We start from the raw sequence: 15,705 nt of genomic DNA, 5'->3' as shown, positions 1-15,705 counted from the left end.
ACGACACGAACCAGGAGACCGACATGCGCACCACACTGTTCCCCCGGCGCGAGACACCGGCGCCGTCCGTCCCGCCGGAGATCGAGAGTTCGGCGGGGGAGTCGGGAGCCGCCGCATGGGCGGCGGAACACCACACCGAGGTGCTCGCCGTCGTCGCCGAGCACGGTGCGGCCCTCGTGACCGGACTCGGTCTGCGCACCGTGCCGGACGTCGTGGCCGTGCTCGGCGCGCTGGACCTGGACCCGGCCCGGGAGACCGAGGGCTTCGCCCACCGCACGCCGTACGCCGACGGCCTCTACTCGTCGGCCGCGTGGCCGCCCCAGCGACCGATGTGCATGCACCACGAGCTGAGCTACGCCGGGCAGTACCCCGGACTCCTCTGCTTCGCCTGCCTGGAGGCCCCCACCGCGGGAGGCGCGACCGCACTGGCCGACGCCGCCGCCGTACTGGAGGCGCTGCCGCCGGACGAGGTGGCACGCTTCGAGGAGGAAGGCTGGATCCTCACCCGCGCCTACCACGACGAGATCGGCGCGACGCTCTCCGAGGCGTTCGGCACCGACAGCGCCGCCGCGGTCGACACGTACTGCCGTGACAACGGCATCGACACGCAGTGGCAGCCGGACGGCTCCCTCCGCACGCGCCAGCACCGCGCCGCCGTCGTGCGCCATCGGGAGACGGGCCGACGCTGCTGGTTCAACCAGATCGCCTTCCTCAACCAGTGGACGATGGATCCGGAGGTCCGCGACTTCCTCGTCGAGGAGTACGGCGTCGACGGACTCCCGTTCAACACCTCCTACGGCAACGGCGAGACCATCCCCGCCGACACCATCGCCCGGATCAACGAGGTGTACGAGGCCCACACCGTCCGCCGGCCGTGGAACGCCGGCGACCTGATGCTGGTCGACAACATCCGCACCGCGCACAGCAGGGAGGCCTACGAGGGCCCCCGCCAGGTCGTGGTGGCGATGGCGGACCCGAAGCGCCAGACGCCGCCCGCCGCAGGAGCCGGGAGGGCGGCCTCATGAACAGCGTCCAGCCCCTGTCCGACCGGGCCCGGCCCGCCCAGGCCGCCGTCTCGGTCCCACCGTTCGCCGTCGTCCCCGGGCGGCAGGTGAAGGAGGTCCTGGACGGCCGGGAGAAGACCGTGCGGGACATCGTGGAGTCGACGTACCACCTGCACGCCGACGGCCGCACGGTCAACCCCGCCTCGACCTTCCTCCGCTTTCCCGACCGCAGCACCGCGCGCATCATCGCCCTGCCCGCCTCGCTGGCCGGCGACTCCCGTGTCGACGGCCTCAAGTGGATCTCCAGCTTCCCGGGAAACATCAGGTCGGGGATCCCCAGGGCCTCCGCGGTCCTCATCCTCAACGACCCGGTGACCGGCTACCCCGTCGCCTGCATGGAGAGTTCCGTCATCAGCGCCGCCCGGACGGCGGCGTCGGCGGCCGCCGCGGCGGACTGGCTCAGCCGGGACCGCCCGCGGCCCGCCCGCGTCGGCTTCGTCGGAACGGGACTCATCGCCCGCTACATCCACACCTACCTGCGGGAGACGGGCTGGTCCTTCACCGACACCGGCATCCACGACCGCTCCCACGAGAGCGCCGCGGGCTTCCGGACCTATCTGGAGCAGTCCGGCGCCGACGGGAACATCACCGTGTACACCGACCCCGAGCAACTCGTCCGAAACAGCGACCTGCTGGTCTTCGCGACCGTCGCCGCCGCGCCGCACATCACCGCGTGCTCCTGGTTCGACCACCATCCGGTGGTCCTCCACGTCTCGCTGCGCGACCTCGCCCCGCCCGTCCTGCTGTCCGGCACCAACATCGTCGACGATCTGGACCACTGCCTGCGCGCCCAGACGTCCCCGCACCTCACCGAGCAGCTGACCGGCAACCGGGACTTCGTCCACGGCACCCTGGCCGACGTCATGGCCGGCCGGGTCACCGTACCGCCGGACACGACCGCGGTCTTCTCGCCGTTCGGTCTCGGTGTCCTCGACCTCGCCGTCGGCAAGTACGTCTACGACCGGCTGGCACAGTCCGGCGAACTCGCCGTCGTCGAGGACTTCTTCGACGAACTCGGCCGCTACGGATAGGCCCACGAGGCCCCCGCCGACCGGCCTCCGCGCCCGAAGCCCCGCGCCCGAAGCCTCCGCGCCCGAAGAGGGAGAGCACCGTGCCCGTCATCACCGCACCCCACGACTTCAACGAGGACGACCTCTACGTCGACCTCATGCCGACGCTCGGCCTACCGCTCTTCCTGAAGTGCGAGGGCTTCAACTTCGCCGGCTCCATCAAGGTCAAGGCGGCCGCCGAGATGGTCGCCTCGGCCGAACGCAGAGGCGTGCTGACTCCTGACTCGATTCTCGTCGAATCGTCCTCCGGCAACCTGGGGGTGGCCCTCAGCGTCATCGCCGCCAGCAAGGGGTACGCCTTCGTCTGCGTCACCGACTCGCGATGCAACCTCACGAGCCGTCTGCTGATGGAGGCGCTCGGCGCCCGCGTGCACATCGTGTCGGACGCCGGCGACGGCGGCCTGCTCGCCGCCAGACTCAGCGCGGTCCGCGGCCTGTGCGCCTCCGACCCCCGCTACACCTGGCTGAGCCAGTACTCCAACCCGGACAACTGGCGGGCCCACTACCTGCGGACGGCCCCCGCGATCGCCCAGGCCTTCCCCCGTATCGACGTCCTGTTCGTGGGCGTCGGCACCACGGGCACCCTGATGGGCTGCGCACGGTACTTCCGGACCTGGAACCGGCCCGTGCGCATCGTCGCCGTGGACACCGTGGGATCCGCGATCTTCGGCGACCGCCCGGGGCGGCGGATGATCCCCGGACTCGGCATGAGCATGCGACCCCCGCTGCTCGACCGGACCTACGTGGACGAGATCGTACGGGTCGAGGAACCCGACACGATCCGCACCTGCCGGGCCATGGCCACGCGCGGATTCCTCTTCGGGGGATCCACCGGGACGGTCGTGAGCGGTGCGACGGACTGGCTCGACGCGCACCGCGAGGAGAACCTCACCTGCGTGGCGATCGCCCCGGACCTCGGGGAGCGGTACCTCGACACCATCTATCAGTCGAACTGGGTCCAGGCGCTCTACGGCGACGACGTACTGGACACGGATGCCTTGCCACAGCCGGGACAGCCGGGACAGCCGGGAGAGGCGCGGACCGCGGCCCCCATGCCGTGGGCGTGAGCCGCCTTCCGCCCACGGCCGGCGGGAGCGGTTCCGGGGGCTGCCGCCGGCGTCATCAGCACCGTGTCCGCCAGGTGGTCCCCGCTGCGTGCGCCAGGTGATCCCGGCCGCATACGCCGTGTGATCCCGGCCGTGTACGTCCTGTGATCCCGAGGGAGTCGCCCCCGGGATCTCTTCTAGGCCTTGGAACTGATGGGGATGATGCCGAGGGGCTCGGTGGTCGGCTGGTCGGACCCGCCCGCCGGCTCGACGGTGATGCCGACGGCGACCGCGTTGCCGAGGGGGCCGTCGAGGACGCGGGTGGCGCGGTCGCCGGAGTCGTGCAGGAGGCCGGCCGGGCGCAGGTCGCCGCCTTCCCCCGCGTACCAGAGTTCGTACACCTTGTCGCCCGTCAGCGCGGGCAGGTCGCGGGCGGTGAACGCGGCCTTCGCCTCCGCGCGGGAGACGACCACCGCCGCCTCGGCGCCGTCGGCGAGCTCACCCGTGTGCACCGAGGCGTCGGGGGCCGTGAGGATGTCCGCGAAGGCGCCGACCGCGCTGCGGGCCCGCTCCTGGGCCAGCGCCGTCTGCGCGCGCGCCTCGTCCGCCTGCTCGTGCTCCCGGACGGCGACCGCACCGAGCGCGGCCGCCGCGASSATSSTCGCGGCGAGCGCGAGCCGGACCCCGTTGCGGCGCAGGGCGCCTCCGGAACGGGCGGGGACGGCGTGCGGCCTGCGGTCCTGCGCCGTGCGGGACACCTGCTCCAGGACACGTGCCCGCAGGTCCTCGGGCACGGGGGCGGTCTCGACGGAGGCGAGCTCGACGACGGTCCTCTCGTAGCCGGTGACGTCCCTGCGGCACTCCTCGCAGCCCGCGAGGTGGTTCTCGAAGGAGGTCTCCTCCGCGGGGGACAGCGCGTGCAGGACGTATGCCGCGGCATCGAGGTGCGGATCCTCTGGCGTGGTCATGAGCCGGCCTCCAGACAGGCGCGGAGCTGGTCGAGGCCCTTGCGCATGCGGGACTTCACCGTGCCCTCGGGGGAGGACAGCGAGTGCGCCACCTCACGGCAGGTCATCCCCTGGTAGTAGGCGAGCACCAGGGGCACCCGGTGGTGGCGCTCCAGGGCCGCCAGGCAGCGGTGGACGCGGCGTCGTTCGTCGAGCCGCTCGACGGTCTCGGCGACCTGATCGAAGTCCTGGTCCGTCTCGAGCATCCCGGCGCGGACCTCGCGGTCCTTGCTGGCCTGGACGGATCGCACCCGGTCCACGGCGCGCCGGTGGGTGAGGGTGAGCACCCATGCCTTGGCCGTTCCGCGCTCGGGCCGGAAGCGGTCCGCAGTCCGCCACACCTCGATCATGACGTCCTGCGCGACCTCCTCGGCCTGGCCGGCGTCCCGCAGGATGCGGCGGGCCAGCCCCATGACGGGCTGGGCCAGTGCGTCGTAGACGTCGGCGAACGCCTCCCGGTCACCGTTCGCCGCCCGGAGCAGGAGCATGTCGAGAGGGGCGGTCGGTTCGCGTGAGTGAGGCAATGGTCTTCCCTCATCGAGCCTCGGCGGTCGGGCGCCCGGGTGCGTGCGGTCAGGTCGGCCCCTTCGGGGCGGACCGACGTGTCCGACTCTGCCTTCTGCCGCGGAGGAGCGCCGGGTGGGCCGCGCCAGCCGGGTGAGTCCACGGCCTTCCGGGGTGTTCACGGGGGCCTGCGGCGGTCGTGTGGCGGGACGGGGATCCGCAGGGTGACATGCACGGTCTTGCCGCCGATGCGAGGGACCACCCGGACGGAGTCACCGAGATGCTGCATGATCTTCAGCCCGTAGCCGCCGGGCCGGTCGACGTCCGTGGGCTGGTGGACGTCGGGCATGTCCTCGCTGTAGTCGGTGACGGCGACGTCCAGAGACGCGCCGTCGTCGGTGAGCACCAGCCGGCAGGGGCCACGGGTGTGGCGGACGGCGTTGGTGACGAGCTCGGACACGACGAGGACGGCGTCGGCCGTACGGGGGTAGGCGGCGGATTCCAGCCGGCGGGCCGCGCTGCGACGTGCGGCGGCGGGGCTCCGCATGTCCCAGGGCAGCTCCAGGGCCAGACGCGTCACGCTGGGTGCTGAGGGTGAGGCGGTGATGGTCATGACTGCTCTCCGGGGACGAGAACTTCCTGTGTGAGGGATTCGTAGCCGCCCCGAGTACGGATGACGGCGGAGGGGCGGCCGGGCGCCGACTCGCGGCTCGTGCTCCCGGCGAGTTTCAGCCGCTGTGCTTCATCCGCCGGGTGTGCTGCTCCGAATCCCTGATGACCCGCACGGCGATACGGCCCTGGTACTTCACGGCGCCACTCGCCGCGCTCACAGAAGTCGATCGAACGAGGGAGGTGTGTCCGATGACCACGTCCATACGTGCCCGTCGTCTGGTGGCGAGCGCCGCGGCGGCGGGACTGCTGGCCGGCGGCGCCGCACTCGGGATGTCCGGAACGGCGACCGCGGCACCCGCGCCCACATCCGTCTCGACCGTGGTGACCGGTGACCACCACGACCGGTGCGAGTGGAAGAAGGGGCACTGGGAGAAGAAGTGGGTGAAGGGCCACTGGGAGAAGAAGTGGGTCCACCACAAGACGTGGCACCCCGCCCACCACGACAAGCACGGTGGCTGGAACAAGGGCTACTGGAGCAACGACAGCCAGTACAAGTGGGTCTACGTCCCCGCCCACTGGGACCACCACTGGGTGAAGGGCCACTGGGACTGCAACCACCGGTAGGTCATCGAGACCCACTCCCGCCCCAGTCGAGGGCCAGGCACGCCGGCCTGGCCCTCGCTGCTGTCGGTCAACGGGCCATGCGCCGGTCCAGCTCCCGTGCCTTCGCGCGCAGGTCCGCGGCCCACGCTTCGCCCTGCGCAGGGGCGGACATGCCCGTGGCGGAGGCCTGTACGTCCTCGAACGGGGCTTCCGGGGTGGCTCCTTGCCGTACCCAGTCCACCGTGATCCCGGCGCGTTCCGCGAGGACCAGCGCTGTGGCGGTGAAGCCGTCGGAGAGCGCGAGCCAGATGGCGTGGCTGGATCTTCGGTGCTTCGCCACGAGAGCGTTGACGAAGGATGCGAAGGCGTCGGGGTCGATCTGGCACTCGTCGTTCTCCATCGGTCCGATGCCCGAGGGGAGTTCCAACTCATCCTCGAAGACGGCTACCTGGCGCTGGAAGAGGCGCGAAGCGCCATTCGACGGGTTCCACAGTGTCTCGTCGCCGAGGTCGAAGTACTGGCTCATGGCGGCACCCTTCAGTTGATCACGACGGGCCGGCGTATGCAGCCGGATCGTTGGTGTCGTCTGCGTTTCCTCGGGGCCGGACGCCCTCGCGTGACCTCCTGATCCAGGAGCTTGCGTCGGCCGACGACACCGGCCGACGCAAGGTCTCCGCGCGAAGGGCAGGGCGGTACCGGGATCAGATCAGGCCGGTTCGTCTCGCCACGCTTTCGGAAAGCTTCATTCGCTCGTGTCCCTTCTCGCCGATGCTTTCCAGGACCGCGGCTACCAGTGACTCGACCAGGGCGAGGGCGGGGGTCAGGCTGTCGTACGGGGAGCCCGAGGTCACCTGGGTGGTGAAGACGACGTCCGCGTGGGCTGCGGCCGGTGAGAGCCATGGGTCCGTGAAGACGATGACCTTTCCGCCCCGCTCGCGGGCGAGTTCGGCGATCACCGTCTTGTCGGCTTCGTAGCGCCGGTAGTCGAACAGCACGGTCACATCACGCCGTGCCAGCTGGGTGAGGAAGGACGTCCGCTCGACGTCCCTCGCGGGGAGGAACTGCACCTGGTCGCGGAACTGCGTCAGGTGCAGGCCCAGGTAGTGGGCCAGGAGGTGGGTGAACCTGCCGCCCGCGACGTGGACCCGGCGGCGGGGATCGCTCAGCAGGTGCACCGCGTCGTCGAACTCGTGGGGTGCGACCTCCTCGAACGTCTGGGACACCGCGTGCCGCACCACGGACAGGTCCGTCGCCAGCCGCGGGTTGGTCGTCTGCCCGGACTCGTCCCGCTCGCCGGGCCGCGACGGTCCGGAGGTCTCGTACAGCGTGATGGGGGAGGCCGTGCGCGCGTCCAGTTCGGCGCGCAGGGCCGCCTGCAGATCGGGGAAGCCCTTGAAGCCCAGACGGGACGCGCAGCGCAGGACCGTGGGAGCGGACACGGACGCCCGATCGGCGATCGTCGCGACCGTCTCGAAGACCGCCGCCGGGTATCCGGCCAGCAGGACCCGCGCGACCTTGCGTTCGGCCGGGCTCAGGTCTCCCAGGCGCTTGCGGATCTCGTCGGCCAGCGTGGTGCTGCTCATCGGGTGCCTCTCCGGTGTGTTCCGCTCGCGGTGGTCTGCCGCCGCATCCGGCCGCCGTCAGAACCTGATCAGCGTCCGTCGAATGTACCGCCTGTTACGTGGCCGATGCAGAGTTCTGCGGCGCGGCCCCCGCCCGCTCGCGCAGAACCCGCGTCGGAGTGTCAGCTCGTGGTGAGTGTGCAGGTGTAGGCCGATGATCCGGAACCGCTGTACGCCTCCACGTCCACGTAGTACGTACCCGCTCCGGAGGCGGTTCTGGTGAAGGAGACGGATTCGTCCGTGCCGGCCCCGTCGTTGACGGAGCGCGCGAGGGTGCTGCCGGAGGCGTCGAGCCAGTAGAGATCGGCGTCGTAGGCGCCGGGGACGGCGCACTGCACGGTCGCGGTCTGCCCCGAGGCGAGGCCGACCCTGAAGTAGTCACGGTCGCCGGCCGACTTCATGGAGCCGTTGAGGACGGTGGGGGAGGAGAGGCCGGTGGCGTCGTTCGCCGTGTCTCGGGTGTCGTTCGGTTCGGTCTCGGTGAGGCTGCCGCCCGACGGGGAGCCGCAGGTGCTCACCGGAGTGCCGCTGTAGAGGTTGGGGTCGGGGACTCCGTTGGTGACGCTGCGCAGGTAGTACCCGCAGGTGGGGCGGTTCCCGAAGTCGAACGTCGTGCCCGGCGTGAGCCGCCAGATCTTGAAGTTCGAGTAGGTCAGGGGCTTTCTGTCCACGGCCTGCTCGGGCTGGTGGTCGGCAAGGATGACGTAGGCGTCCTTGCCGTACTCGGTGGCCATGCCGTTGCGGTCGATGAACAGCGACCCGCCGCCCTCCTCCACCCCGACGGCCCAGGCCGATCCGCCCGGGGTCAGCCCGTCCTTCACCGCGCGGGCGGCGAACGCCATGCTCCTGCCCATGCGGTCACGTGTGACGAAGTGGGAGTCGTTGATGACCCCGCCGTAGTGGGCCCACTGGAACATGCCGGTGGTGAAGCTCACGTAACGGTCGTAGGGGTTGGCCAGCGCCTCGCTGCTGGTCACGCTGCCGTTGCAGGCGTCGTAGACGACGGGGCTGTTGATGTGGTGTCCCGCGCTGCCGCCGCCCGATCCACCGCCCTTGGCCACCACGGACTCCACGGAGGCTTCGAGCGCGGTTCCCTTCCAGCCGGCGTACCGGCACTGGTCACCGCCGGCGAAGTACACGAACTCGGCGTTGCGCACGTCGGTGTTCACCTGGCTGTTGTTGCCGTCGGCGGCCGCGGTGAGCGTCCAGGTCGTACAGGAGTTGACCCCGGTCAGGGCCATGACCGTGTCGCATTCGGGCGTCTGGCTGCCCGAGCTCGGCGCCGAGCCGGCGAGCACGACGACGTCGATGCTTCCCGTACCGCCACGGATCTCTCCGATCGCTCGGTTCATGGAGGCGGCGACGACGCCACCGGCCCCGTTCATCGTGAACGCGGGGCCGTTCCACGAGGCCCGGCTGACATCGGCGGCCGCACCGAGCCGTACGCGGTTCGCGGCCGCGTCGGCGGGCTCCTGGGCGGTGACGGACACGGTCAGGGTCAGCAGGGTGACGGCCAACGCCGGGGCGGTTCTGCGGGTGATGAGTGACGCCATGATGCGCTCCAGTGGACGGAGGGACGGACGGAGGGACGCGGGTACGGAGTCGGCGCGGTGGTCGCGGGCGCCGGACACGGTCCCGGCCACGCCAGGGGTGACACCGAGGCCGCCGGGTTGGTAGCGGAACTTACAACCAGTCCCACCTGAGCGGAAGATGTACGACCGACCTCGCCGCCTGCTGCCTCCTGTAGCGCGCCTGAGCATGCTCTGAGCTGCTGTGAAGTGCTTGAGCCATCGGTGAGCCGGGCGCGTTACAACAAAGTAACGTGCGATACATCTGGTCAACTCGGGCTTTCGTCTGTAACTTCCGTGCTGTGAACCGGCGGCTCGAAACCGTCGGACGAATTCCCGAGAGGTTCGACCCGATGAACGCTCGTGTTACCCGGCGCCTCGCCGCCGCCGTCGTCGCGACCACCGCTCTCGCCACGCTCGCCGCGTGCGGGGACGCCGACCCCGCCCCGGCTGCCGGCGGCCCCGTCACCGTCGGCGGTGTCCAGATCAAGAAGGACCCCGCGCTCCACGCGATGCTGCCGGACAGCGTCAGGAAGGCGGGCAAGGTCCGGGTCGCCACCGACGTGCCGTACCCGCCGTTCGAGATGTTCGTGAAGGAGGGCGGAAGCGAACTGACCGGCCTGGACTACGACCTCGGCCAGGCCCTCGGCGGCAAGCTCGGCGTGACCTTCGCCTTCACCCCGCAGAAGTTCGACGGCATCGTCCCCGCGATCCAGGCCGGAAAGTTCGACGCCGCCATGTCGGCCATCACCGACAACAAGGAGCGCCAGCAGGTCGTCGACTTCGTCGACTACTCCCAGTCGGGATCCGGCATCCTCGTCGGCAACGACAACCCGGCCAAGATCGCCGGCCTGAACGACCTGTGCGGCAGGAAGGTCGCCGTCCAGACCGCCACCAACCAGCTCGACCTCCTCAAGGACCACCAGGCCGAGTGCGCCGAGGCGGGCAAGGGGCGCATGGAGATCCAGACCTTCCCCAAGGACTCCGACGCCCAGCTCGCGCTGCGCTCCGGCAAGGTCGTCGCCCAGGTCCTGACGAAGCCGGCCGCCGGCTGGGTCGCCAAGACCGCCGACGGCGGCAAGGCCTTCGACCTGGTCGAGGACCCGGCCGCGCCCGGCGGCTACAACGCCTCGCCCAACGGCATCGCCGTCAGCAAGCGGCAGCCCGAACTGACCGACGCGATCCAGAAGGCCCTCCAGGCCCTCATCGACGACGGCACCGTCGCCAAGATCTACAGCAAGTACGGCGTCGCCTCCATCGCCCTCAAGGAAGCCACACCCGTGGCCCCTGCCGGCTGGTGCTCACCGACGACGGCGCGTCTCTGGACGTCGCCGTCACCGACTACAGCGAGGACATGCCCGACGTCCACCAGCCCACGGACGTCGACCGGCCCCCGCAACACCCCGGCAACGAACCCTTAGTACGCCATGCATGGAATGCGCTCCAGCACCCCCCTAGCCTCCATTCCCGAGCCCTCCGCCCGCCTCACCCCCGTAGACGAGAGGTCCATTGTCATGAGCGCATCCAGATTGTCCGGTCCCGGTCGTCCCGGTCCCAGTCGTCGTGGAGTCCTGGGCACCGCCGCGGCCGTGGCCGCCGGTGCCGCCCTGCCCGCGGTGACCGCCGGCCCCGCCCGCGCCGCCGGTGCCGCGCGGCCCAACGTGTTGCTGATCGTCACCGACGACCAGCCCAAGCACACCGAGTGGGCGACGCCCAAGACCGTAGCCTGGCTGGCCGGGCAGGGCGTGCGTTTCACCAACGGGCACGTCACCACCCCGCTGTGCGCCCCCTCTCGCTCCTCCGTCTTCTCCGGGCGCTTCGCCCACAACCACGGCGTCCGCAACAACAGCGCCTCCCACTCGCTGGATCAGCGCACCACGCTCCAGCGGTACTTGAAGCAGGCCGGCTACCGCACGGGGCTGTTCGGCAAGTACCTCAACGCCTGGGACATCGCCGACAACCCGCCGCACTTCGAGGACTTCGCGCTCCTGCGGCCTTCGTACACGGACGGCACGTTCAACGTCAACGGAACCGTGCGGACCATCCCCGGCTACACCACCACCGTGATCAAGAACCGCGCCCTCGCCTTCCTCGAAGAGGCCCGCACCGACACCCGTCCCTGGTTCGCCTACGTCACCCCGTACGCCTCCCACGGTCCGTTCACGCCGGAGCCCAAGTACGCCGGCACCGACGTGCCCGCCTGGAACGGGCGTCCCTCCGTCCCGGAGGGTGACCGCAGCGACAAGCCCGCGTACGTCCGAAACGGCACGCAGACGCTCGAAGACGGCCGCACGGTACGCGCGAAGCAGTTGCGAACCCTCCGCTCGGTCGACGACGCCGTACAGGCCCTGCGGGACAAGCTGGCAGCCCTGGGACAGCTAGACAACACCCTGGTGATCTACATCGGAGACAACGGCTTCAACTGGGCCGACCACGGTCTGACCGGCAAGGCCGTCCCCTACCGTCCGGCCCACGAGGTGCCGTTCTACCTGTCCTGGCCCGGCGGCGGACTCGGCGGCGGTACGACCGACGACCGCATCGTCGCGAACATCGACATCGCCCCCACCGTCCTGGACGCCGCCGGGATCACCCCGGACACTCCGCACGACGGCCGCTCGCTCCTCGGCTCCCACTCCCGCGACCATCTGCTCATCGAGTGGTGGAAGCAGGGCACCGGGGCGGATCCGAAGGACACCTGGTCCTCGTACGTGGCCAAGGACCGCCAGTACACGGAGTACTACGACCTCCACACCGACGCCGCCGGCACCGTGAGCGGCACCGGGCAGGTGAGGTTCCGCGAGTACTACGACCTCCAGGCGGATCCGTACCAGCTGCGCAACGGCCTCCACCAGGCCACTCCCGCAGAGGAGCAGGCTCTCGGCATCCCGGGCCTCGCGGCCGCGCTCGCCGCCGACCGCACCGTGTGACCACACTGTCTGACCGCACCTGTGAAGTGATCCCCAAGAGGCCCGAAGCGGTCCTCGGAGATCCGAAGAGAGAGGCTCCGATGAGCCGCGAATGCTGCGCTCCCGGCCGCCCGGCCGAACGCGAACGGAACGTGCGCGTGCTCCCCTTGCTCGACGAGGCGGCCGGGGCGCAGTGCGGCGGCCACCAGGTCTCCGAGAGGTCCGGGGAGCGGGGCGGCGACGATGCCCCCGAGGTCAGACAGATCACGGCCTTCTCTCCGCTGCTGCCCCTGCCCGGCGGTGCGTTCCGGATGGGGACGGCCGACGAGGACGTCTACGCCGAAGACGGCGAGGGGCCCGTCCGGACGGTGGTGGTGGCGCCGTTCCGGATCGCCGCCACGGCCGTCAGCCACCACGAGTTCCGGACCTTCGTCCGGGCCACCGGGTACCGGACGGACGCCGAGCGCTTCGGCTACTCGTTCGTCTTCCGGGGCTCCGTCGGCGCGGAGGCGCGCGAGCGCGCCGAGCCGGTGCCCGGCGTGGACTGGTGGCTGGCGGTGCCGGGCGCCTGGCACCGAGAGCCGGAGGGGCCCGGATCCCGCTCCGACGATCGGCTCGACCACCCGGTCACCCATGTGTCGTGGAACGATGCCCAGGCCTACTGCGCCTGGTCGGGCAGCCGACTGCCGACCGAGGCGGAATGGGAGTACGCCGCTCGTGGGGGTCTCGACCAGGCTCGCCACCCGTGGGGCGACGGCCCGCCGACTCCGGACCGTGCCGTGATCTTCCGCGGGGAGTTCCCGGACCGTCCGACGGCGGCGGTCGGCACCGCGCCCGTACGGTCGCTCGCGCCCAACGGCCACGGCCTGCACCACGCCGTCGGCAACGTCTGGGAGTGGACGGCCGACCTCTTCGCGGCCGGCTCCCCCGGCAGGGCCCTGCGCGGCGGCTCACACCTGTGCCACGCCTCGTACTGCAACCGCTACCGCTGCTCGGCGAGGACCGCCAACACTCCGGAATCGTCGACGGGCCACATCGGCTTCCGCGTGGCGGCGGACGCGACGCAGGCGGTTCCCGTCTGAGCCCGAACTCCTCCGGAGGCCACGACGCCGGGTCAGTCCAACACTGGCGGGTTCGGGACGCGGGCGGCGAGGAACTTCGGGGCCATCCCGCAGTAGCTGTCGGTGACCAGTTCGGCGATCTCGGTCCAGTCGGTGTGGTCGCCGAGCACGGCGACGACGACATTCGGCCCCCAGTCGGCGCGGAAGTACGGGAACCCCGGAGCGGTCAGGCCGAGGAGGTCGTCGTCGGGCACCCGGAAGGTCATCACGACGGGTTCCCTGCCCTCGGTCGCGTAGGGGGCGTAGACCGGGGAGCGGTCCACGTCCGGCGCGTAGACATGCGCGAACGTCCGCGCCCGAATCCGCCAGCGCACCCCGATCCAGGCAGGCTCCTCATGGGACTCGGGCAGTTGCCGACAGATGGCCCGAAGCCTGTTCAGGATCTCCGGCGGCACGTCTCCAGGACTCGACATACGCCGACACTAGCGGCCCTGCGCGCGGTCCGTGCCGGGTGGCGGAACCGAGGGGACTTCGCGCGCCGAGCCGGGGGATTCGTCATGTGTGTTCCGAGCATGGATACCGATAGGTGTCCTCGATGACAGGGACACGATCGCGCCGGAGACGTAGGTCCGCCTGGCAGCGAATTCGACGGGAAGTCGACACTGCTCGCGTTCTTCAACTACCTCCGCGATGGGGTGGCGGCCGAGGCCCAGGGCCTGCGCGGGGAGCAGGGCGCGTGCCCTGTGTGCCCTTGGGGACCGCCCTCTCGCCGCCCATCGCAGCGGCGTCGAATCGTCCAATGAGCTCATCGGGAGCTGCGACGACCTGAGGGATACGTGTGCACGACCCGCCGGCAGAGCGGACACCTTCCGCGCCATGCGGTGGGTGCTGGTGCACATGATCGACGGGCCGGCCGTCACGCAGGTCACGCCGATATCCGACGCGAACAAGTCGGAGGCGCCTTCCGCCGCCCGCGTCACCTTCTCCTTCGTCCGGCCCCAAGGTGCCGGGGCGGACCGCTCCCTCTCGCGCAACCTTGGCCACATACAGCCGCGATGCTCGTTCTTGTTCGTAACGAGGCTCTATCGAGCATCTCTTGACATGCCCGCGTTACCCCCGCCAGAGTCTTGGGCGTCAGTGATGCCGATCACGCACCGATACGGACGAGGAGCGTTTCCGCATGCCTCACATCCCCGCAGTATCACGCCGCTTGGTCTTGGGAGGAGCTCTGGCGACCGGGGCGCTCGCCGCCGGTGTCGGGGGCGCCCAGGCGTCCCCGGTGGCGCAGGGCGGCGCCGTGCCGGCGGCCCTGCCGAAGCGCAGGCCCGGCCAGAAGTCCATGATCGATGTTCCGTACGCCGCACACCGGACCGTCCGCGTCGGCGTCATCGGCCTCGGCAACCGGGGGTCGGGCATGGCCGAGGGATGGTCCGTCGTCCCCGGCTGTACGGTCACCGCCGTCTGCGACATCAGGGCGGACCGCGCCAAGCGCACCGCGGACCGGCTCGTCGCGACCGGCAAGCCGCGCCCCGCGGAGTACGGCGGCTCGGACGAGTCCTTCGCGCAGATGCTCAAGCGCGACGACATCGACCTGGTCTACATCGCCACCCCGTGGGAGTTCCACTACCGGCAGGGCAAGGCCGCGATGTCGGCAGGCAAGCACGTCATCGTGGAACTGCCCATCGCCACCGAGCTCGACGAGTTGTGGGACCTGGTCGACACCTCGGAGCGTACGCGCCGCCATCTCATGCTGGCCGAGAACTGCAGCTACGGCCGCAACGAGCTCGCGATGCTCAAGATGGCGCACGAGGGCCTGTTCGGCGACATCACGAACGGCCACGGCGGCTACCTGCACGACCTGCGCGAACTGCTCTTCTCCGACACGTACTACACCGATTCCTGGCGCCGTCTCTGGCACACCCGCAGCACCGCCTCCTTCTACGCCATGCACGGGCTGGCCCCGATCGCCGCGGCCATGGACATCAACCGCGGCGACCGCATGACGGTGCTGCGGGCCACCGCCACCGAGCCGAGGGGCCTCGCCGACTACCGTGAGCGCTTCGTGCCCCGGTCGCATCCCTCGTGGCGGGAGACCTACGTCAACGGGGACCTCGTCACCTGCCTGATCGACACCGCCAAGGGCCGGGTCATCCGCGCCGAGCACGACGTCAGCTCCCCGCGCCCCTACAGCCGTATCAACACCCTCGCGGGCAGCCGCGGCATCTTCGAGGACTACGCGGGCGTCATGGCGACGGACGGCGGCCGCATCTACGTCGAGCCCGACCACGGCGGTCACTCCTGGCGTGCCGCCGACGCCTACCGTAAGGAGTTCGACCACTGGCTGTGGAAGAAGATCGGTGACGACGCGGCCAACAACGGTGGTCACGGCGGCATGGACTACGTCCTGCAGTGGCGCACGGTGCAGCTGATGCGCGCCGGGCTCGTCCCGGACATCGACGTCTACGACTCGGCCGCCTGGTGCTCCCCCGTGCCGCTGAGCGTCAAGTCCCTGGCGGCGGGCGGGCGTCCGGTCGAGATCCCCGACTTCACCCGGGGCTCCTGGGTCAACCTGCGGATGGGGCTGGACTCGCGCGCGACCGACATGCCCCCGGTCGCCTGACCGTCCCCGCGCCCCTCCGTCC

15 protein-coding genes are annotated in these 15,705 nt (G+C 70.6%); 8 read left to right on the top strand and 7 right to left on the bottom strand.

The genetic code is table 11. The features are described 5' to 3' along the window. The first annotated feature begins 23 nt into the window (after positions 1-23). The 3 genes from EAO70_RS07585 (at position 24) to sbnA (ending at position 3,201) form a co-directional block, all read left to right on the top strand. Positions 24-1,025 (top strand): TauD/TfdA family dioxygenase, encoded by a 1,002-nt coding sequence (locus tag EAO70_RS07585; RefSeq protein ID WP_148002241.1) that lies wholly within the window; start codon positions 24-26, stop codon positions 1,023-1,025. Beyond that, positions 1,022-2,095, top strand: a complete 1,074-nt coding sequence (gene sbnB, locus EAO70_RS07580; protein ID WP_148002240.1) for a 2,3-diaminopropionate biosynthesis protein SbnB — start codon at positions 1,022-1,024, stop codon at positions 2,093-2,095. The genes EAO70_RS07585 and sbnB overlap by 4 nt, the downstream gene beginning before the upstream one ends. Positions 2,096-2,175: 80 nt before the next feature. Beyond that, positions 2,176-3,201 carry a 2,3-diaminopropionate biosynthesis protein SbnA gene (sbnA, locus tag EAO70_RS07575; protein WP_148002239.1) on the top strand — a complete coding sequence of 342 codons (1,026 nt, stop codon included), beginning with the start codon at positions 2,176-2,178 and terminating at the stop codon, positions 3,199-3,201. A 176-nt stretch (positions 3,202-3,377) separates the two neighbouring features. Here sbnA and EAO70_RS07570 read toward each other — a convergent pair whose 3' ends face one another. The 3 genes from EAO70_RS07570 to EAO70_RS07560 all read right to left on the bottom strand — a co-directional run bounded on the left by EAO70_RS07570 (position 3,378) and on the right by EAO70_RS07560 (position 5,304). After that, on the bottom strand, positions 3,378-4,148 hold the full coding sequence (locus EAO70_RS07570; protein ID WP_148002238.1) for an anti-sigma factor domain-containing protein: 771 nt from the start codon (positions 4,146-4,148) through the stop codon (positions 3,378-3,380). After that, positions 4,145-4,675, bottom strand: coding sequence for an ECF RNA polymerase sigma factor SigK (gene sigK / locus EAO70_RS07565; RefSeq protein ID WP_402113477.1), 531 nt, complete (start codon positions 4,673-4,675; stop codon positions 4,145-4,147). The genes EAO70_RS07570 and sigK overlap by 4 nt, the downstream gene beginning before the upstream one ends. A gap of 194 nt (positions 4,676-4,869) precedes the next feature. Beyond that, positions 4,870-5,304, bottom strand: coding sequence for an ATP-binding protein (locus EAO70_RS07560; RefSeq protein WP_148002236.1), 435 nt, complete (start codon positions 5,302-5,304; stop codon positions 4,870-4,872). Between the two features lie 248 nt (positions 5,305-5,552). Here EAO70_RS07560 and EAO70_RS07555 point away from each other — a divergent pair, with 248 nt between their 5' ends. After that, positions 5,553-5,927, top strand: coding sequence for a hypothetical protein (locus EAO70_RS07555; RefSeq protein WP_148002235.1), 375 nt, complete (start codon positions 5,553-5,555; stop codon positions 5,925-5,927). Between the two features lie 67 nt (positions 5,928-5,994). On the opposite strand, the gene EAO70_RS07550 is transcribed toward EAO70_RS07555, so the two are convergent. The 3 genes from EAO70_RS07550 to EAO70_RS07540 form a co-directional block, all read right to left on the bottom strand. Next, complete coding sequence (locus EAO70_RS07550; RefSeq protein WP_148002234.1) at positions 5,995-6,432, bottom strand: DUF6086 family protein; 438 nt, start codon at positions 6,430-6,432, stop codon at positions 5,995-5,997. Between the two features lie 175 nt (positions 6,433-6,607). Then, the gene (locus EAO70_RS07545) at positions 6,608-7,489 is read right to left on the bottom strand and encodes a MurR/RpiR family transcriptional regulator (protein WP_148002233.1); all 882 of its coding nucleotides are present in this window, start codon (positions 7,487-7,489) and stop codon (positions 6,608-6,610) included. A 161-nt stretch (positions 7,490-7,650) separates the two neighbouring features. After that, a complete protein-coding gene (locus EAO70_RS07540; RefSeq protein ID WP_261992733.1) occupies positions 7,651-9,081 on the bottom strand; it encodes a pre-peptidase C-terminal domain-containing protein in 1,431 nt (476 codons plus the stop codon). A gap of 368 nt (positions 9,082-9,449) precedes the next feature. Between EAO70_RS07540 and EAO70_RS07535 the strand changes: the two genes are divergently transcribed. The 3 genes from EAO70_RS07535 (at position 9,450) to EAO70_RS07525 (ending at position 13,084) form a co-directional block, all read left to right on the top strand. Beyond that, on the top strand, positions 9,450-10,517 hold the full coding sequence (locus EAO70_RS07535) for an ABC transporter substrate-binding protein (protein ID WP_148002232.1): 1,068 nt from the start codon (positions 9,450-9,452) through the stop codon (positions 10,515-10,517). 93 nt (positions 10,518-10,610) lie between these two features. Further along, positions 10,611-12,023, top strand: a complete 1,413-nt coding sequence (locus EAO70_RS07530; RefSeq protein ID WP_148002231.1) for a sulfatase — start codon at positions 10,611-10,613, stop codon at positions 12,021-12,023. A gap of 80 nt (positions 12,024-12,103) precedes the next feature. Further along, entirely contained in the window at positions 12,104-13,084 is a 981-nt protein-coding gene (locus EAO70_RS07525; protein ID WP_148002230.1) for a formylglycine-generating enzyme family protein, read from the top strand. A 32-nt stretch (positions 13,085-13,116) separates the two neighbouring features. On the opposite strand, the gene EAO70_RS07520 is transcribed toward EAO70_RS07525, so the two are convergent. Then, entirely contained in the window at positions 13,117-13,536 is a 420-nt protein-coding gene (locus EAO70_RS07520; RefSeq protein WP_148002229.1) for an MmcQ/YjbR family DNA-binding protein, read from the bottom strand. A gap of 707 nt (positions 13,537-14,243) precedes the next feature. On the opposite strand from EAO70_RS07520, the gene EAO70_RS07510 reads away from it, so the two are divergent. Then, the gene (locus EAO70_RS07510) at positions 14,244-15,683 is read left to right on the top strand and encodes a Gfo/Idh/MocA family protein (protein WP_148002228.1); all 1,440 of its coding nucleotides are present in this window, start codon (positions 14,244-14,246) and stop codon (positions 15,681-15,683) included. Positions 15,684-15,705 lie beyond the last annotated feature (22 nt).

The sequence above is a fragment of the Streptomyces sp. adm13(2018) genome (assembly GCF_008042145.1).
Lineage (GTDB): Bacteria > Actinomycetota > Actinomycetes > Streptomycetales > Streptomycetaceae > Streptomyces.
This window is presented reverse-complemented; position numbering and strand designations above follow the sequence as displayed.